14 protein-coding genes are annotated in these 18,346 nt (G+C 63.4%); 9 read left to right on the top strand and 5 right to left on the bottom strand.

The features are described from left to right. Positions 1-26: 26 nt before the first annotated feature. Positions 27-1,898 (bottom strand): SARP family transcriptional regulator, encoded by a 1,872-nt coding sequence (locus tag OKW20_RS28485; protein WP_429177558.1) that lies wholly within the window; start codon positions 1,896-1,898, stop codon positions 27-29. Positions 1,899-1,940: 42 nt separating this feature from the next. Further along, positions 1,941-2,390, bottom strand: coding sequence for a helix-turn-helix domain-containing protein (locus OKW20_RS28480; protein WP_043613681.1), 450 nt, complete (start codon positions 2,388-2,390; stop codon positions 1,941-1,943). A gap of 427 nt (positions 2,391-2,817) precedes the next feature. On the opposite strand from OKW20_RS28480, the gene OKW20_RS28475 reads away from it, so the two are divergent. The 6 genes from OKW20_RS28475 to OKW20_RS28450 all read left to right on the top strand — a co-directional run bounded on the left by OKW20_RS28475 (position 2,818) and on the right by OKW20_RS28450 (position 11,557). Next, entirely contained in the window at positions 2,818-5,427 is a 2,610-nt protein-coding gene (locus OKW20_RS28475) for an SH3 domain-containing protein (protein WP_429177556.1), read from the top strand. Positions 5,428-5,536: 109 nt separating this feature from the next. After that, entirely contained in the window at positions 5,537-7,672 is a 2,136-nt protein-coding gene (locus OKW20_RS28470) for a mechanosensitive ion channel family protein (protein ID WP_043613683.1), read from the top strand. A 36-nt stretch (positions 7,673-7,708) separates the two neighbouring features. Next, entirely contained in the window at positions 7,709-9,163 is a 1,455-nt protein-coding gene (locus OKW20_RS28465) for a lytic transglycosylase F (protein WP_043613684.1), read from the top strand. 106 nt (positions 9,164-9,269) lie between these two features. Next, positions 9,270-9,551, top strand: a complete 282-nt coding sequence (locus OKW20_RS28460) for a hypothetical protein (RefSeq protein ID WP_043613884.1) — start codon at positions 9,270-9,272, stop codon at positions 9,549-9,551. Positions 9,552-9,698: 147 nt separating this feature from the next. Beyond that, a complete protein-coding gene (locus OKW20_RS28455) occupies positions 9,699-10,796 on the top strand; it encodes a glycosyltransferase family 4 protein (RefSeq protein WP_043613685.1) in 1,098 nt (365 codons plus the stop codon). Further along, positions 10,793-11,557, top strand: a complete 765-nt coding sequence (locus OKW20_RS28450) for a polysaccharide deacetylase family protein (RefSeq protein ID WP_429177552.1) — start codon at positions 10,793-10,795, stop codon at positions 11,555-11,557. Before OKW20_RS28455 ends, OKW20_RS28450 begins: the two co-directional genes overlap by 4 nt. 115 nt (positions 11,558-11,672) lie before the next feature. Here the strand turns inward: OKW20_RS28450 and OKW20_RS28445 are convergent, their stop codons facing one another. Then, the gene (locus OKW20_RS28445) at positions 11,673-11,855 is read right to left on the bottom strand and encodes a hypothetical protein (RefSeq protein WP_043613687.1); all 183 of its coding nucleotides are present in this window, start codon (positions 11,853-11,855) and stop codon (positions 11,673-11,675) included. A 108-nt stretch (positions 11,856-11,963) separates the two neighbouring features. Continuing rightward, positions 11,964-12,797, bottom strand: coding sequence for an MBL fold metallo-hydrolase (locus tag OKW20_RS28440; RefSeq protein ID WP_043613689.1), 834 nt, complete (start codon positions 12,795-12,797; stop codon positions 11,964-11,966). Between the two features lie 279 nt (positions 12,798-13,076). Between OKW20_RS28440 and OKW20_RS28435 the strand changes: the two genes are divergently transcribed. Next, positions 13,077-14,270 (top strand): DUF3095 domain-containing protein, encoded by a 1,194-nt coding sequence (locus OKW20_RS28435; protein WP_429177550.1) that lies wholly within the window; start codon positions 13,077-13,079, stop codon positions 14,268-14,270. A 32-nt stretch (positions 14,271-14,302) separates the two neighbouring features. Here OKW20_RS28435 and OKW20_RS28430 read toward each other — a convergent pair whose 3' ends face one another. Then, complete coding sequence (locus OKW20_RS28430; RefSeq protein WP_429177548.1) at positions 14,303-15,640, bottom strand: nucleotide sugar dehydrogenase; 1,338 nt, start codon at positions 15,638-15,640, stop codon at positions 14,303-14,305. A gap of 382 nt (positions 15,641-16,022) precedes the next feature. On the opposite strand from OKW20_RS28430, the gene OKW20_RS28425 reads away from it, so the two are divergent. Then, complete coding sequence (locus OKW20_RS28425; RefSeq protein ID WP_043613693.1) at positions 16,023-17,372, top strand: adenylate/guanylate cyclase domain-containing protein; 1,350 nt, start codon at positions 16,023-16,025, stop codon at positions 17,370-17,372. 8 nt (positions 17,373-17,380) lie between these two features. Beyond that, a complete protein-coding gene (locus OKW20_RS28420; RefSeq protein WP_429177546.1) occupies positions 17,381-18,331 on the top strand; it encodes a polysaccharide lyase in 951 nt (316 codons plus the stop codon). The last annotated feature ends 15 nt before the right edge of the window (positions 18,332-18,346 follow it).

The following is an 18,346-nucleotide window of genomic DNA, read 5'->3' as shown; positions in this document are numbered from 1 at the left end:
CTCCTGGCCGTTGCTGATGTGAGAAATCAGAAGCCTGCCTTGCGCAGGCCCTCGCAATAATGAACGCGCTGCCATTCTTCCCTAAAGGGAACGATCGTCATCCACTTGTCGAGATCAAAGTCCGGATGCACGTCGAAAGTCTTACGGACGAACTGGCGCGCCTTCTTCCGGTTGCCGAGCATGCCCCAACTTGCCGCCGCCAGGCGGTCGGCAGGGGTCGGATCGCGCATGCGCTCGATATAGGCGATCGCCTGCTCATACTGGCCAAGCGAGTAGCTGGCGCCGGCCGCGGTCCAGAAATACTCGTCCGGCGCAATCGGGTTGAGCTCGATTGCTGCCTGGATCTTGCGCAGGCCGCCCTCGGGGCGTGAGGCCTGCACCAGCGTATCGGCATAGCTCGCGATCACGTTGGCGTGCTGAGGGCTCAGCGCCTCCGCCTTGTCATGGTATTCCATGCTCTCGTCGAACTGTCTCAAGTAGAGCTTGACGACGCCAAGCTCGCGGTAGCCCGTCGCCAGCGTGTCGTCGGCCACAACCGCATCGCGCGCATGCCGTTCGGCAAGCGCCAGCAGTTCGGCGTCGCCACGGGCCGTCAGCAGCCATTCGACGAAATAGCTGCGGGCCAGACCGCTCATCGCCGGCGCGAAGTCGCCGTTCTGGTAGAGCGCTTCGCGGAAACTCTTGCGGGCGCGCCGTACCTCCGGAAGATTGAGCTGCTTGAGATAGCGCTGGCCGAGCAGGAAGTTGCGGTAGGAACCGACATTGGTCTCGTAGCTCTGGCGATGGGTCTCGTTGCGCTCCACCTGGTTGGCGATCGCCAGCGCGATCTGGCGGGCGATTTCCCGTCGCGACGCCATCAGCCCGTCACCGTCGAGATTGAAACGGTCGGCCCAGATCACCTCGTCATTGGCAAAGAAGATCAGTTGCGTGAAGAGTGTCAGCCGGCTGCCTTCGTCGGTGAGGCGCGTGTCGAGAATGTAGCTGATGGCATGCTTCTGGTAGGTGTTGGCCTTGTCGGCCTGCAGGCTGATCTGCGCGGCCGTATAGGGCGCGATCACCGAAACCGAGCGAAGCGCGCAAAGCCCGATCGTCACATCCTCGATCAGGGCGCTCGCAAATTGTGTTGCCGGACTGTCGATCGCGCCGTTGTTCGGCGGCAGAAGGACGACGCGCGGCGGGCGCGTGTCGACGGCCGCCTCCGGCGTGGGCGCAATTATCGTGGAGACCGATCGAAATTCCGGCCTGCTGACCGCGATCGCACCGCCGCCATTCGAGACGGCCCGTGCCTCCAGGTGATTGCCTTCGAGCTGAAACGCCTGGGTCAGGATCTTGCGCACGTCCTCGTCGAGCGGGTTGCGCTCGAGCAGCCGGGTCGCCGCCGCCTTGACCAGCTTGCGATGGTTGTTCGTCGCCTCCGCTGCTGCGAGCAGCAGGCTTTCGCGCAGCAGCGCCATGTGCTCGCCACGCTGCCGCTCGATCCAGCCATGCAGCGCCTGGCCCTGGGACTTCAGGTCCTTGAGGAAGTCTTCCTGGAACGTTTCGACCGCCCACTGGAGACGCGAAAGCGGATCGCCGGCCTCACGCCCGATGGCATCGACGTCGCTTTTGAGCCGGCTGGCGTCGAGGCGCACGGACGACGGCGAGAAACTCAGGAAATGACAGCCGAGCTCTTCCTGGCGCGCGCTGATGCGGGAGATCGTCTTGCGCAGATTGACGAAGGCCTGGCTCGGGACGATCTCGTCCCAAAGGCGCTTGGCGATATCGTTTCTGGACTGCTCGCTGTGGCCGTCGACGATCAGATGACACAGGATCAGCAGACCCTTTTCGGGAAACGCTACCTCACGCCCGCCGTTATCGACGAGCCGCAAGCGCCCGAGGGTCTGCAGTCTGAATGTCATCCGGTCATTCCTGTCGGGCGCTGGCCTGTCGGGCGCGGGTGTTTAGCCGTGCAGGTCCTGAGCGTGGCTCGCGCTTGAGCGGGCGGTCTCGGTCTCCGGCGTCTGGGCAACGGCTGCCACCAGCGAGATGATCTTCTTGCGCAGCACCGGATCCGTGATCTTCAGGAAAGCGCGGTTGAGCGCGATGCCTTCCTTCGACGAAACGAAGGACGAGATTTCGCTCGGTTCGCGCGTTGTGTCGCCGTTGCGTGCGCCGGCAGGGTCTTCACCCTCCTGGAAGAAGAAGCTCGGGTGCACGCCGAGGATATCGGCGATCGCCTGCAGACGGCTCGCGCCGATGCGGTTGGTGCCTTTTTCGTACTTCTGTACCTGCTGGAATGTGATCCCGAGACCGTCGGCCAGCTTCTCCTGGCTCAGTCCGGCCATCAACCGACGCATCCTGACGCGGGAACCGACAAAGACATCGATCTGGCTGGGGGCTTTCGTGTTCACTTGTATTTCCTCCGCACGTAGGAGTGGTCAAATCATGCATATGAGTTTGCTTGAATAAATGACTCTATGCAATCACTACGGGCTAAAACACAAAGATTTGCGACGCTTTGATGATTTCCCTTGGGGAGACGGGATAGCGACCGTCGCGATCGGGACAGAAGCGGGCGACCTGAAGGACCGTAAGGGGTGGTGAAACGGCATGCGCCCCTGCGGCGCTCCGAATCGCTTCCGTGCGGCCGTATGCTGCGACACGCTCTGCGCCGTCGCATCCATCGTCTCGCTGACCCGTTACGGTCGCCGTTACTGTTACGTACTTGCGCTACGGCAGCGGGCAAAGATGCTTATGGCTCAACCGGTTCCGGTGTCGGCTTCTGCTTCAGTCGTTGCGGGCGCGCGTCGGGCCGCCCGGGATCTCGGAGAACCGTTAATGCGCAGACTGACGCTCGCTTTCACTCTCCTCGCGATTGCCACCGTTCCGGCGCAGGCCGGGCCGGCGACGACGAGCGCCTCCGTCAATTTCCGGGAAGGACCGGGAACCGGCTTCAACAGCCTGGGCACGATCGCCGAGGGAACCGAGGTCGATGTCAAGGAATGCGACGATGCGGGCACCTGGTGCGCGGTGAGCTTCAACGGCCAGAACGGTTTCGTCAGCGGCAAGTACCTGAACGATGCCGATCCCAAGGGGCTCGGCTGGCCGCGCGCCTACAAGACCGATAGCGGCGCGACCATCACGCTCTACCAGCCGCAGATCAACGACTGGAAGGATTTTACCGAACTCGATGCGCTGATTGCCGCCGAATACAAGCAGTCCGACGACGCCAAACCGATCTTCGGCGTGGTCGGCGTTACCGGCAAGACCGACGCCGACAGTGCGTCGGGCCAGGTCGTCGTTTCCGACATCAAGATGACGGAGATCAACTTTTCCGTCCTCGACCGCAAAGAGCTGGCGGACCTGACGCTTGAGGTCGGCAAGCTGATGCCGGTCGGGACGATAACCGTTTCGGAGGACAAGCTGACGGCGAGCCTTGCCGACTATCAGCGGCTCGGCAATGTCGAGGGGCTGAAGGCCGACGCACCGCCGATCTTCGTCAGCAAGAAGCCGGCAATCCTGGTGCAGACCGATGGCAAGATCGTGCTCGCCCCGGTCAAGGGCGTCGAGGGGCTCTCCTTCGCGGTCAACACCAATTGGGACCTGTTCAAGGTCGAGGCCGATGCGACCTACTACCTGCGCAACGACAAGTCATGGCTGCAGTCCAAGGACATGTCCTCGAGATGGCAGCCTGCGGCATCGCTTCCCGACATTCTCAGCAAGCTGCCGGACGACGACAACTGGAAGGATGCCAAGGCGGCGATCCCGCCGCAGGCAGACAAGGTGATCGTGCCCGACGTCATCTATTCGGACAAGCCGTCGGAACTGCTCGCCTTCGACGGTGAGCCGAAACTCGAGCAGGTTCCGGGCACCGGCCTCAAGGTTGCGACCAACACCGAGAGCGACGTCTTTTACCGTGACGCCGATAGCAGCTGGTACATCCTCGTATCCGGGCGCTGGTTCGCGAGCGCCTCGCTCGACGGACCCTGGACCTTTGCGACACCCAAACTGCCGCAGGACTTCCAGAACATCCCGCAGGATGCGGCCTACTACACGGTGCGCTCATCCGTTCCCGGCACCTCCGAGAATGCAGAGGCACGGCTGAAGGCCAGCATCCCCGAAAAGGCGCGTGTCGCCCTCGACGGTTCGGTCACCGTGGACGTCGCCTATAGCGGCGACCCGAAGTTCGAAAAGATCGACGGGACCTCCCTGACCTATGCGGTCAACACCAACGAGACCGTCATCAAGGTCGGCGATAAGTACTTCGTGCTGAAGGACGGGGTGTGGTTCGTCGGCGATGCACCGACCGGGCCATTCGCCGTGGCAAAGGCGGTGCCGGACGAGATCTATACCATCCCGCCGTCGTCGCCGATCTACAATGCCACCTATGTGCGCATCTACGATACCGAGCCCGATGCGGTCTGGTTCGGCTATACGATGGGTTATCTCGGCGCCTATCTTGCCTGGGATACCTTCGTCTACGGCACCGGCTGGTACTATGACGACTATTGGGATTACGGCTGGGCCGGTGGCGGCTACTGGCCCTATTATCCGCGCCCGGTGACCTATGGCGTCGGCGCTTTCTATAACCCCGCCATCGGCACGTTCGGCCGTTACGGATATGCCTACGGGCCCTATCGCGGCATTGCTGCCGGTGCGGCCTACAATCCGCGCACGGGCACCTATATTCGCGGCGCGGTTGGCTACGGGCCGAACGGAGACCGCGGCTTCGTTGCCGCCTACAATCCGCGCACCGGCAACGCGGCGATCGCCCGTGGAGGGCATAACGTTTACGGCAGCTGGGGCACGGCCGCCGTCAAGCACGGGTCCGATTTTGCCCGCATCAGCGGCGGCTCGACTGCCAACGGCGCCGGCGTCAACTGGCGCACGTCGGAGGGCAACCACGGCTTTGTCGCCGGGGGCAAGGGCGGTGACGTCTATGCCGGCCGCGACGGAAACGTCTATCGACGTGACGACGGACAATGGCAGAAGCATACGCCGGACGGCTGGCAGCCGGTCCAGAAGCCTTTGATCCAGGACAGGACAAAAGCCGGTGAGCAATTCTCCGCCAACCATCCGGATGCGGCTGCAAACCTCAACCAGCGGATCGAGACGCGCCAGCAAACCGGCCAGGGTGCGGCGCGGGCTGCCCGCGAGCACGCTCCCGATCATCTGGCGATCGACAATATCGGCCGGCAGCTTGGCAACCAGCGCACCTTCGAGCGGCAGTCCTTCGATCAGCGGCCGCTGAACTTCCCGGCCGGTGGCGGCGGCGGCTTCGACCGCCCGGGTGGTTTTGGCGGTGGCGGCTTTGACGGCGGCGGCTTCCACGGTGGCGGCGGCTTCCAGGGCGGTGGTGGATTTGGCGGCGGGGGTGGCTTCCATGGCGGAGGCGGGTTCCACGGAGGTGGCGGGTTCCATGGCGGTGGCGGTTTCCGCCGCCGTTGACCGCGCCGCTTTTTGACGTTAGCGCAACAGTTCGGTGGTATGTTAGCCTTTGTAAAGATTGGGAGTCGTGCCGGTCGGGGGACGGGCATGTTCGTCGGGGGTGTTGAGAATGGGCTGTGTCAGGTCGTCGGGTCGTTTGTTTCTGGGGCCGGTCATCGGTCTCCTTGTTTTTCTTTCCGTTGTCTTCGGGCTGGTTTCGCCGGGACTGGCGCAGGAGGCCGCGCCTGCGGCCCCGCCCGCAAAGGTCCAGCAACTGATCCAGCTTCTCGATGATCCGGAAGTGAAGCAGTGGCTGTCGACGAAACAGACGGCGCCGGCCGCGTCGGCTGATACAGCGGACGGAACGCCCGCGACCGGTGTCGTGGCGCGGTGGACCGCCGAAATCCGGCGTCACCTGACCGGCATCGGCAATGCGGTTCCGCGCGTCGGTCCGGAAATTCGGGCGGCACAGGAGCGCCTTGCCGGCGACATGGAGAGCCACGGCACTGCGCCCATTCTCAAAGGGTTTTTCCTGATCCTGGCGATCGGTTACGGCGCCGAATACCTCCTGCGCTGGCTGCTCGGACGCAGCCTGAAGGGGGCGGTGCTGACGGGGCCTGCCCGCACCATGCTCACACGGGTCCTGCCGCTCATCGTCTTTGCGGCTGCCACCATGTCGGTGCTGGCGATCGCCGACTGGCCGCCGCGGCTGGAAACGACGATCGCGCCGCTGCTCGGTGCCTGGATCGGAGCGCGCCTACTGATGATCATCGCGTCGGCCGTCCTTACGGGCGGGCCTGTCAATGAGGAGAGCGCGGATGGACGAGGGGGCTACCTCTCGCTCACGCCTGATGAGGCAAGCTTCTGGCATCGGCATGCCTTGTGGCTGATCGCTGGCGGAGCGCTCGTGTGGGGTGTCGGCGATGCGATGAGTGCGCTGTCGATTTCTGCCGACGTGCGCAATCTCATCACCGCAGTGCTCGGCCTGGTGGTCTTGGGGCTCGGGATCCTGACCGTGGTGCGACGTCCGGTCGGCGCCGTCATCGGCTCGCGCCGCATCGTCGGCAATGTGTTCCTGGTCGCGTTCCTGATCGTGCTGTGGCTGCTCTGGGTCGCCGGCATGGACGTGCTGTTCTGGATCGGCCTTTACCTGATCGGCCTGCCGCCGCTGCTGCGCTTCACCAGTGCCTTCACCAAGACGATGCTGGACGCCTCGGCCGAAGACGGGGCCCGTGTCATGCGCAATATCTTCATCGAGCGCGGCGCGCGGCTGCTGGTCATCGCGCTGGCAGCCGGCTGGCTGGCGCTCGTCTTCAAGGTAGGCGCCACGTCGATGATGCAGGACGACGCTTTCAATCGGGGTTTCCGCGGCGTCCTGGCGGGCATCGTCATTCTGCTGGCTGCAGATCTGGTCTGGCAGCTGGTGAAGGGTTTCATCAACCTGCGCGTCAAGCAGGCCAACCATGCGACGGAGGATGCGGCCGAGCGCGCGCGCAACACCCGCCTGATGACCTTGCTGCCGATCCTGCGCAATTTTCTGGCGGCCTTCATCGCCGTCGTGGCCGTGCTGATGGTGCTCTCCGGCCTAGGGGTGGAAATCGGCCCGCTGATCGCCGGCGCCGGCGTCTTCGGCGTGGCGATCGGCTTCGGCTCGCAGACGCTGGTCAAGGACGTCATCAGCGGCATCTTCTACATGATGGACGATGCCTTCCGGATCGGCGAGTACATCCAGAGCGGCAGCTACAAGGGCACGGTCGAGTCCTTCAGCATTCGCTCCGTCAAGCTCAGGCATCACCGTGGCCCGGTCTATACGGTGCCCTTCGGCTCGCTCGGCGCGGTGCAGAACATGAGCCGAGACTGGGTGATCGACAAGTTCCTGATCAACGTTTCCTTCGATGCCGACGTCGCCAAGGTGAAGAAGCTGGTGAAGGGCATCGGCGCCAAGCTGCTCGAGGATCCGGACATCGGGCCGCTGATCCTGGAAACGGTCAAGATGAAGGGCGTCGAGAACTTTGGCGACTACGGCATGACCTTGAGTTTCGCCATGAAGACCAAGCCGGGGGCACAGACCCAGGTAAGGCGTCGGGCGCAGGTCATGATCAAGGAATCCTTCAAGGAAAATGGCATCAATTTCGCCTCGCCGACCGTGCAGGTGGCGGGCGACGAGCAGCAGCAATCGGTCGCCGCGGCCGCTGCGACCCGTGACGCCATCGCCAAGAAGAATGCGGCCGCCGCGCTCGGCGAAGGCGGTCCGCCGCAGGAATAGCATTTCGGCAACAGGGTTCTCGGGCTGGGGGCTGACATGAAACGCGTTCTCTTGGGGCTGCTGCTTCTCGTGTTCTTCACGGGAAGCGGTGCGCTGGCACAGTCGAACGAGCAATTCCTTCGCTCGATGTTCGTTCCCCACAAGGACGACTTCGATGGAATGGAGAAGCGGCGGTTAATCCGCATTCTCGTGCCGTTCAGCAAGACCATCTACTTCGTCGATCGCGGCCAGCAACTGGGCACAGCCGTCGAGTTCGGCACGGCGCTCGAAAACGAGCTCAACAAGGGACGCAAGAAGCAGATCGACAAGATCCGCGTCGGGTTCCTACCGATGCCGCGGGCACGTTTGCTGTCGGCGCTCGAAGAAGGGCTCGGCGACATCGTCATGGCCAATCTGACGATCACCGAGGCACGGCTTGGAAAGGTCGATTTCACTGCGCCGCTCTTTGACGAAGCGCAGGAGGTGCTGGTCACCGGTCCTTCGGCTCCGGCGATCACGAGCGTCGACGATCTGAGCGGACAGGAACTGCATGTGCGCCGATCGAGCAGCTACTACGAGCACCTGGCGGCGCTCAGTGCCGGCTTCGAAAAGGCCGGCCGCGCGCCGATCGCGCTGAAGGACATGGATGAGAATCTCGAGGACGAAGATGTCCTGGAGATGATCAACGCCGGCCTGTTGCCCTGGACGGTCGTCGACAAATACAAGGCGGACATCTGGGTGAAGGTGTTCACCGACCTCAAGGTGCGTGACGATATCGTCGTTTCCGACCATGGCGAAATCGCCTGGGCGATCCGCAAGGACAGCCCCAAGCTCAAGGGGGTGCTCGACGACTTCGTCAAGACCCACAAGGTGGGGACCACCTTCGGCAACATTCTGAGGAGCACTTATTACAAGGGCGACAAGATGCTGAAGCGCGCCTATGCGCCGGCCGATGTCGAGCGCTTCAAGCAACTCGTGGAAATCTTCCGCACGCACGGGAAGACCTATTCCTTCGACCATCTGATGCTGATGGCGCAGGGCTACCAGGAATCGCAGCTCGACCAGTCCCGCCGCAGCCACCGGGGCGCGGTCGGCATCATGCAGCTTCTGCCATCGACCGCCGCCGACAAGGCCGTCAACATCCAGGGCATCGACAAGGACGAAAACCTCAACGTCGAGGCCGGCTCGAAATATCTGCGTTACCTCGTCGATACCTACATCAACGACCCGGCCGTCACACCGAAAAACCAGATGCTTTTCGCCTTCGCGGCTTACAATGCCGGGCCAGGAAACCTCCGCAAGTTCAGGGCCAAGGCCAAGGATATGGGGCTCGACCCGAACCTCTGGTTCGGCAATGTCGAGAATGCCGCGGCGGCGATCGTCGGGCGCGAGACGGTGCAATACGTCAGCAACATCTACAAATACTATGTCGCCTATAGCCTGCTGTCGGAGCATGATACGGAAACCTCGGTCGAGAAGGCCGGCAGCACAGGGGTGGTCGCAACACCTTAGTGGGCGTGGCGGTCACATTTCGCGGTCCGGCCACGGGCTGGAAGAAGAGAAACGAAACAAGGAGTGGCGGGCACCGCGCGTTGGGCACCGGGCTCGCCAGGTGATCATGGTGAAAAGCATCCGAAGTCTTGGTGGGCTGTATGGCCTGCTTGCTCTGTCCGCGGTGACGCTTGCGGGCTGTACGACGCCGGACCTGGAGCCGATCCCCGGCAGCATCACCTATGGCGGGCAGCCCCGCACGAAGCTGACGAAAGCGCCGGTCGGCAGCATCGTCCCGCACCGCTTCACGAGCGGCAACAGCTTCGTTCAGGAAACCTATGTCATCGAGCCGGACCGCTCGCTGAAACTGATCCGCCGGGATTACTACGATTTACCGATCGACCGATGAACCGGTGGCGGCCGCGCCTGGCATGCCCCTGGCCGCAATTGGCGGCGCGGACGCGTCCTTTTCATTCCCGCGTTGCCATCGGAAAGCGGCAAGCTTCCGGTGCAGTCGGTTGACACTGCGCTGCGGAGAAACGATAGCTCGCTGCGGATGAAGATCGCCTTTTACGCACCGCTGAAATCTCCTGACCATCCGGTTCCCTCGGGCGACCGGCTGATGGCGCGCATGCTGGTTGCGGCACTCGACGCGGGAGGGCACGAGGTCGCGGTCGTCTCGGGCCTGCGCAGCTTCATGGCGACCGCATCGGACGCAGAATTTCATGAGCTGGAGCAAAGGGCGGCCGGTGAGATCGCCCGCCTTCGGCAGGACTGGACGCGCGACGGCGCCCCCGATCTCTGGTTCTGCTACCATCCCTACTACAAGGCGCCCGATCTCCTCGGTCCGACACTCGCCGCCGAATTCGCCATCCCCTATGTGACGGCCGAAGCTTCGTATTCGGCGCGGCGAAACGAGGGTGTGCGCGCGATCGCCCAGCGCCACGTGCTCCAGGCCATTAAGCAGGCGGCGGTCAACATCTGTCTGACGCGCCGGGACCGCGATGGGCTGCTGGAGGCCGCGCCCGACTGCCGCCACGCGATGCTTGCGCCGTTCATCGATGCGACCCCCTTCGTGCCGGCCGGCGGAAGCACGGATGACCTCTGCCGCATGGTCGTTGTCGCGATGATGCGCAGCGGCGACAAGATGGACAGCTACCGCATGCTGGCGCAATCGCTGACACGCATCGCCGATAGCCGCTGGACCCTGACGATCGTCGGTGACGGTCCGTGCCGCAACGAGGTGCAACAGGCTTTTTCGACCCTGGCGTCCGACCGGCTGGAATGGCTCGGCGAAAGGAGCGCTGCCGATCTGCCGGCCATTCTTGCGCGCGGCGACCTCTATGTCTGGCCGGGTTGCGGCGAGGCCTATGGGCTTGCCTACCTCGAAGCCCAGGCGGCGGGCCTGCCGATCGTTGCGCAAAATACTGCCGGCGTGCCAGAAGTGGTCAAGGACGGCGAGACAGGGATCCTCACGTCCGACGGCGATGTGGCGGCCTTCGCGGCGGCGATGCGGGCGCTAATAGAGGACCCGGCTCGTAGCCGAAGATTGGGCGCAGCAGCCGCACGGTTCGTCCACGAGGAACGTTCCTTTCCTGCCGCGACGGGGCGGCTGCGCACGATATTCGACGAGCACCTGGAGGCGACGGCATGACGCAATCCCACTGGCAGCAGCTTGCCGCCGCGCTCGACCGCGTGGCTGAATCCGGGCGACAGGTGGATTTCTGGCTGCGGGACGACGATGCCGCCGAGCCGACGGCAGCGCTTGACCGCCTGCTGTCGCTGGTCGACAGCCACCAGCTTCCCGTGGTCATCGCCGTGCCGCCGGCGCTGACGGGCGAGGCGCTTGCGCGCCACCTGGATGGGCATGCCGGCGTCAGCATCGCGGTGCACGGCTGGGCGCATCGCAACCACGCTCTACCGGAAGAGAAGAAGCAGGAACTCGGCGCCCACCGGCCGCGCTCAACGGTTCTCCAGGAACTCGCCGAGGGCTATGCGCGCCTCCAGGCGCTGTTTCCGCGCAGCTTCGTGCCGATGCTGGTGCCGCCGTGGAACCGGATCGATGCCGCGCTTCTGGATGGCCTGCCCGGGATCGGTTTTGAAGCGCTCTCGGTCTACGGCCCCGAAAAGCCTTCGCCGTTCAAGCTCGTCAACACCCATGTCGATGTGATGGACTGGCAGGGAACACGCGGTTGCCGCGACCACGCGGCAATCGTGTCTGACCTAATCGGCCGGCTGCGGCAGGTCTGCGGTGGCGATGAAGAGAAGCGGGATCAGACCGGGCGAACCATCGGCGTGCTCACCCATCATCTGGTTCACGACGCCGGCGTCTGGTCCTTCATGGAGGCGCTGTTCGCCCTGACGGCCGGGCATCCGGCCTGTCGCTGGCGGACCGGTGCCGATCTCACAGCCTGACAGATCTGTGCTGACAAATGCTTCGCTGACTGTCTCGAAAGCGTCTCGGAATGGGCGCTTGCCGCGATGTAAGGTCGAGGCGGCCGTCGCGTGCGACGGCCACGCTTAGACACCCTCAGCCGCTACCGGGAACGATCGCGTCGTCGTCGTTGTCCGGCAGCAAGCCGGAGCCGGGCGTCTTGCTCTTGTCGGTCAGCCGATCCTTCGCATGGGGACCTGCAGTCGGAAGATTCTGCCCACCCGAGGGTTCCTTGCCGGTTTCCTCGATCGCCTGCTGGGCCTTCTTGTCCTTGTTCATGCGCTACTCCTTCTTTGGAAAGAAGGAATCCGCAGGGCGAGAAATAGTTCCGCCCGGGATTTTCTGCGCAGGGGAATGTGAAGCCTGCTCCGACGCGGTATCGTATGCTCAGTCGAGCTCGACGATCTGTCCGTCACGGGCGGCAAAGGCACCGGGGAACGTCGCCTGGACGTCGCGTTCCATGGCGGCCAACGCCTCGTCGGTGCGCGACGGGTCGTGGTGGAACATGGCAAGCTGCTTGACGCCGGCGGCCATTGCCAGTCTTGCGCCATGCATCCCGGTCGAATGTCCGTAACCCTGAAAATGCTCCATCTCGCTTTCGAGATAGGTGCAGTCGTAGACGAACAGGTCGGCACCGGCGATCAGCTCAAGGACCCCAGGATCGAGAACGCCCGGCTCGTGCTCGGTATCGTAGACGAGCGCGACGGCGCGGCCGTTCCATTCGATCCGGTAGCCGACGCAGCCGCCAGGATGGTTGAGGCTCGTCGTGCGGATGGTGACGCCGGCACGTGGGGTCAGCACGTCACCCGGTTTGAAGTCCATGCCGTCGAGGCTAGCCTGACAGATGTCGGGATCCACCGGGAACCACGGCGGGCGCATGAAATCGCGGATCATCTCCCGCGTGGTCATGGTGCCGTGCAGATGGCCGGACCAGAAGCGCACCGAATTGCGACACTTGTAGATGGGTTTGAAATAGGGAAGACCGATGATGTGGTCGTAGTGGCTGTGGGTGAAGAACAGATCGAACTCTTCGACACCTTCGGCGATCAGGGCATAGCCCGCCTCGCGCAGGCCGGAACCGGCGTCGAACAGCAATACGTCCTTGCCGCATCGAATCTCGATGCAGGATGTATTTCCCCCATAGGCGACGTATTGTTGGCCGGAGACCGGCAAACTTCCTCTTACGCCCCAGAACCGCACTCGAAAGTTGTCGTCACGCATTCAGTTTCGGCTTCACTACGCACGCTTGGACCATTTTGATCCTTGTGTGACTGTTAAACAAGCACAGATGGCCACACCCCTGCAATGCCATGGGTTATTATTTGGAAACTAACCTTCGCGTCGCCAAGTCCCGCTCCAGCCAAATCCGCTCCTCGCATGTCTTCTAGGCCATCGAACCAGAAAGAGGTGTCCCCGTGGTAACAGCCAATGAAACTTTTTGTTGCGCTCCTGCGTGAATTATCTATCGAACGTTAAGAGCGAGCGAAGATCGAGGCGCTGATGGCTGAAGCAATGGAAGGCCGATTTTACGATAGCGTGCCGCTGTTCGACGCCTTCGAGGGCGTCGCGGACGAGGCGAATTACCGGCCATTGCCGGATGGCTGGCTGCTGGCCGTCGCCGATATCGTCAATTCGACCGGCGCGATTGCCGACGGCCGCTACAAGACGGTCAACATGGCCGGCGCGAGCGTCATATCCGCCCTGATGAACGTGCTCGAAGAAAAGACGATGCCCTTCGTATTCGGGGGGGACGGCGCCTTGGCGGCGCTGCCGGCCTCGATGGCCGACCGGGCGCGGGATGCGCTTGCGGCGGTGAAGACCTGGGTGGCGGAGGAACTAGACCTTGAGTTGCGGACCGCGCTTGTTCCGGTCGGCGACATTCGCCAGCACGGGCTCGATATGCGCGTCGCCCGCTTCAAGGCGAGCGACGAGGTTTCCTACGCGATGTTTGCTGGCGGTGGCGCTAGCTGGGCCGAGGCGGCAATGAAGGCCGGGCGCTATCACGTCGCGGCGGCGCCTGCCGGAAGCCGGCCCGACCTGACCGGCCTTTCCTGTCGCTGGAACCCGATCGAGTCCCGCCACGGCACCATCGCTTCGATCATCGCGGTGCCGGGGGCAAAGGGCAACGGCCCGGAATTTCAGGCGCTGATCGCCGACGTCGTCGCGCTTGCCGACGAGGAAGACCGCGGCGGTCACCCTGTTCCCGAGCTCGGGCCGACCGCGCGGTTCTCTTTCCAGGGGATCGACACCGAGACGCGTGCGGCCGCTCCGCGAGGACGGCGTTTCCTGAAGCGTTGCATCATCACCGTGCAGACGCTGGCACTATTCGTCTGCCTTCGCATGGGCTGGAACCTCGGCCCCTTCGATACGAACCGGTATCGCCGTGACCTTGCCGACAACACCGACTTCCGCAAATTCGACGACGGCCTGAAAATGACGATCGATATCAGCGCGGCGCGCCTCGAGCGGATCGAGGCGCGATTGCAGCGGGCAGAGGCCGAGGGCGTCGGGCATTATGGCCTACACCGGCAGGATTCGGCGCTGATGACCTGCATCGTGCCGACGCCCATGACCCGCGACCACATACACTTCGTCGACGGTGCCTCAGGCGGTTATGCGGTGGCGGCAAGCAATCTCAAGGCTGCGCTGGCGCGCAACAAGGCCGCCCCACCCTTCGCGGGTGGCGCTGCCTAACGTTGCGGCGGCGATGCGCGTCATCCGTCGCGCTATGCCTTGATGATGTGGCTGCCCGTCAGGCCGTTGCGGTGGAAGACATTGCGGGTATCGACGATGAGCGGCGCCCACTTGGCGAGGGCCGCGTAGTCCACCTGATCGTGGTCGGTGGCGATCAGCACGGCGTCGAACGCCGCCACCGTGGGCTCGTCGAGCGCCACCGAACGGCGGCCCTTCAGAGCAGCATATTCGCGTGTCGGCGGGATCTCGGCGACGTAGGGGTCGTGATAGGAGGTACGGCCGCCACGCTCCTCGATCAGTTCGATCAGACGCAGCGAAGGGCTCTCGCGAATATCGGGAACGTTCTTCTTGTAGGCGAGGCCGATGACGAGGACGTTGGAGCGGCTGAGCGCCTTGCCCGCGTGCCGGTCCAGCGCTTCGGCCAGCCGGCTGACGACGTGGCGCGGCATGGCCGAGTTGATCTCGCCGGCAAGCTCGATGAAGCGCGTCGGCAGGTCGTACTCGCGCGACTTCCAGGTGAGGTAGAAGGGGTCGATCGGAATACAGTGCCCGCCGAGGCCGGGGCCGGGATAGAACGGCATGTAGCCGAACGGCTTGGTCTTGGCCGCCTCGATCACTTCCCAGACATCGATGCCCATCGCCTCGTAGACGATCTTCAATTCGTTGACGAGCGCGATGTTGACCGAGCGGAAGATGTTCTCGGTGAGCTTCACGGCTTCCGCCGTGGCGTTGGACGAGACCGGCACGACGGTCTTGACTACGGAGGCGTAGAACGTCTCCATCAGCTTTGACGCCTCCGGCCCGTCGCCGGCGACCACCTTCGGAATGCTCACGGTCTCATAGACCGGATTGCCGGGGTCTTCGCGTTCCGGCGAAAAGCCGACGAAAAATTCGGCTCCGGACTTGAGGCCGGTTTCCTCGAGAATGCTGCGCACGATGCCGTCGGTCGTGCCGGGGTAGGTGGTCGATTCCAGGACGATGAGCTGCGCGGGGCGCAGGGTCGCGGCGATCGCCCGCGACGTCTTTTCGACGAAGGAAAGGTCCGGGTCGCGGTATTTGGTCAGGGGCGTCGGTACGCAGATGACGATGACGTCGCAACGGGACAGTTCGAGGAAATCCGTCGTGGAACGGAAGCGGCCGGCGCTGCTCTCCTTAGCCAGAACAGCATCCGAGACCGCTCCGATATAGGACTTGCCCGCGTCGAGCGCGACGATCTTGCCGGGATCGATGTCGAAACCGATGACGGAATAGCCCGCGCGCGCAGCGGCGATCGCCAATGGCAGGCCGACATAGCCGAGCCCGATGACGCCGACCTTGGCGCTCCGGGCGGAGATGGACGACAGCAGGCTTTCGAAATGAGGTGAGGTCAAGTTTCGGTTCCGGATCTCGTGGACAGACAGGCGCGGCGCGCGAACATGTCGTGGTTTGTTGGAGAGAAACAAGCCCCAAGTCAAGCGAGGCACGGCGCTGCGGCTGTCGGCAGGCCGGTGAGCCGGCTATCAAATCTTCGTGCTGCAACAGGTCGGAAAAATCTTCGTCCGCCTCTGGAAATTGGCGGCGCGCGTGAATATCTGCAACATATAAGTGCCGCATTCCGGGTGCCTGCACGTCATCGACGCCGGAATCGGTTGGAGCATTTTCTTAACGGGCACGGCTCATCATCATCCACCGCGAACATGAACCGGCAAATTGCCGGGGCGTTCGCCGTCTCCGGATGCTGACGCGGGACGGTCTGTCATGCGAGGACGCGAAATGGGCCCGACGAACGACAACGTATCCGAAATCCTCATCGACAAGGTCGCCGACTGGCTGATGCGCACATCGCTGAGCGACGCGCCGCTGGAGACGATCGTCAAGGGCTTCTGCGAGCGGCTGGCGGCCGCCGGCCTGCCGCTGATGCGCGTCCATCTTTCCTTCTCCATGCTGCACCCGCTTTATGATGCGTTGGGTTTTACCTGGGTGCGCGGCAAGGGCGTGGAGGTCAGCGGCCTTCGGCACGAGGAACTGGCGCTCAACCCCGAGCGGTTCCTGCAGAGCCCCTATTACTACCTTCTTAACAACAATCTCGAGCATGTCCGCCGGCGCCTCTACCAGGATACGCCGTCCGAGTTCCCGATTTTCGACGACCTCAAGGAAATGGGGGCAACGGATTATCTCGCCTTCATGCAATCGCTGGGCGCCGATTCCGGCCACGGCATGGTTGGTTCCTGGACGACCGATCGCCACGGTGGTTTTACAGATGACGTGATCGGTGCGCTTTTGAAGCTGCAATATCACCTGGCGGTCGCCGCGAAGATGGCGGTGCTCGGCAAGCTCGCCGACAACATGCTGACCACCTATCTCGGCTCCAGCGCCGGCCGGCGCGTAATGAGCGGCCAGGTTCGCCGCGGCGACGGCGAGACCGTACGCGCCATCCTCGTCATGGGCGACATGCGCCGCTCGACGATGCTTGCGGAAAAGGAAGGGCGTCAGTCCTATATCGAGACGCTGAACACCTATTTCGATGCGATCGCAGCCCCGTTCAATCGCAACGGCGGCCATATTCTGAGCTTCGTCGGTGACGGCTTCATCGCCGTCTATCCCTGTGGGCGCCACAAGGAACCCTCGGAATTTGCCGCCCGGGAGGCCTTTGCCGCCGTTCGCGCGGCAACCGCCCGCATGGACATGCTGAACGGCGAGCGGCGCAAGCAGGCGCGCGATCCGATCGGCTACGGCATCGGCTTGCATGTGGGCAACGTGATGTTCGGCAATGTGGGCCTGCGCGACCGGCTGACGTTCTCGGCTTTCGGCTCCGCCGTCAACGAAGTCCAGAGGTTGCAGAACCTGACCAAGAAATACGCCCATAGCGTCGTCGCAAGCGAAGCCTTCGTCAATTATTGCGGCGGTGACTGGACGGCGCTCGGCCAGGAAAAGCTCCGGGGCGTCCGGCAGAAATTCACGATCCTCTACCCCAACGACGCGGCCTTGCTCGCAAGGGCCGACGAACGCTTCGACGACGTGTTGCAGGATGGACTTTCCGAGGCGGAGCATGTCATGCTGCTTCATCGCAATACGCGTCCGCTGCAGCCGCCGCGCGGCCTGATCGACAAGATGCTTCAGTAGGGGGAAGAATGTTTCGTACCGTCCTTTTCGCCGCTTCCATCCTCATGGCCGGGAGCGCGATGGCGCAGCCATGGGAAACCAAGCTTTCCGACGGCTTCGAGGGGCGGGATTTCGCGCCTGAGGGCGGGCTCTACTATCGCGAGAATTTCGAACAGACCGCCGGCACGGTGGAGTTCCAGGGCGACGTCAAGCACAACGGCAACGGCGCGCTCAAGCTGAGCGTCGTTCCGACCTGTCCCGATTCGCTCGACGGTTGCAGCGAGCGGGCCGAGATCTGGGAGAAGACGGCACTGCGTGTGCCCTACGACCAGGGTGTTTGGTATGGCTTTGCCGTCAAGTTTGCCGACCCGATCCCCAACGAGGACCATCGTTATCTGATCGCCCAGTGGAAGCGCGAGATCGACCCGGGTGCGGAGGGCGATTTCAGCCCGTTCCTCGCCCTGAGGCTCGAGGCTGGCAAGCTCTTCGCCACGGTGGAAACGAACTATATCGCGCCGCTCTCGGCCGGTCCTGAGGGAAAGCCGGCGAGCTGCAAGCCGGGTGAAGTCCCCGTCTGGGGACGGCCGGGCGTCAACCAGATGCGCATGCTGGTCGCGGCGGACAACAATTGGGAGCTGATCGACGGCAGCCTGTTCAATGCGTGCACCGATGCAATCAAGGTGACGAGCCACGGCAATCCGTTGCCCGACCCGAAGTCCGGCTGGATCGATTTCGCGATCTACACGCTGCCGGGAGCCAATGGCACGGGGCGCATCGAACTCTTTGCCAACGACAAGCCGATCATCACGGTGACCGGCCATATCGGCCACGACGACAAGGGGCTCGGCAAGAACCAGTACTTCAAGTTCGGCCCCTACCGGGCGGCCGATGACACCAACTGGACGCTGTTTTACGACGACTTCCGACGCTCGCCCAATTGCGCCGACGTGTTGAAGGGCGGTGCCTGCCCTTCGTTCTAACCATCTGAAGATGCA

Origin of the sequence: Ensifer sp. LBL (assembly GCF_050435225.1) — a bacterium.
In the GTDB taxonomy this organism is placed as follows: Bacteria; Pseudomonadota; Alphaproteobacteria; order Rhizobiales; family Rhizobiaceae; genus Ensifer.
Note: the sequence above shows the minus strand (reverse complement) of the source record. Positions and strands in the feature narration are given on the sequence as shown.

What these genes read in the sequence shown, in the direction of transcription:
- OKW20_RS28425 (WP_043613693.1), top strand. Translation starts at nt 16,023, where the DNA reads ATGGGCCCGACGAACGACAACGTATCCGAAATCCTCATCGACAAGGTC.
- OKW20_RS28455 (WP_043613685.1), top strand. Translation starts at nt 9,699, where the DNA reads ATGAAGATCGCCTTTTACGCACCGCTGAAATCTCCTGACCATCCGGTT.
- OKW20_RS28440 (WP_043613689.1), bottom strand. Translation starts at nt 12,797, where the DNA reads ATGCGTGACGACAACTTTCGAGTGCGGTTCTGGGGCGTAAGAGGAAGT.
- OKW20_RS28470 (WP_043613683.1), top strand. Translation starts at nt 5,537, where the DNA reads ATGGGCTGTGTCAGGTCGTCGGGTCGTTTGTTTCTGGGGCCGGTCATC.
- OKW20_RS28465 (WP_043613684.1), top strand. Translation starts at nt 7,709, where the DNA reads ATGAAACGCGTTCTCTTGGGGCTGCTGCTTCTCGTGTTCTTCACGGGA.
- OKW20_RS28420 (WP_429177546.1), top strand. Translation starts at nt 17,381, where the DNA reads ATGTTTCGTACCGTCCTTTTCGCCGCTTCCATCCTCATGGCCGGGAGC.
- OKW20_RS28460 (WP_043613884.1), top strand. Translation starts at nt 9,270, where the DNA reads ATGGTGAAAAGCATCCGAAGTCTTGGTGGGCTGTATGGCCTGCTTGCT.
- OKW20_RS28445 (WP_043613687.1), bottom strand. Translation starts at nt 11,855, where the DNA reads ATGAACAAGGACAAGAAGGCCCAGCAGGCGATCGAGGAAACCGGCAAG.
- OKW20_RS28435 (WP_429177550.1), top strand. Translation starts at nt 13,077, where the DNA reads ATGGCTGAAGCAATGGAAGGCCGATTTTACGATAGCGTGCCGCTGTTC.
- OKW20_RS28485 (WP_429177558.1), bottom strand. Translation starts at nt 1,898, where the DNA reads ATGACATTCAGACTGCAGACCCTCGGGCGCTTGCGGCTCGTCGATAAC.
- OKW20_RS28475 (WP_429177556.1), top strand. Translation starts at nt 2,818, where the DNA reads ATGCGCAGACTGACGCTCGCTTTCACTCTCCTCGCGATTGCCACCGTT.
- OKW20_RS28450 (WP_429177552.1), top strand. Translation starts at nt 10,793, where the DNA reads ATGACGCAATCCCACTGGCAGCAGCTTGCCGCCGCGCTCGACCGCGTG.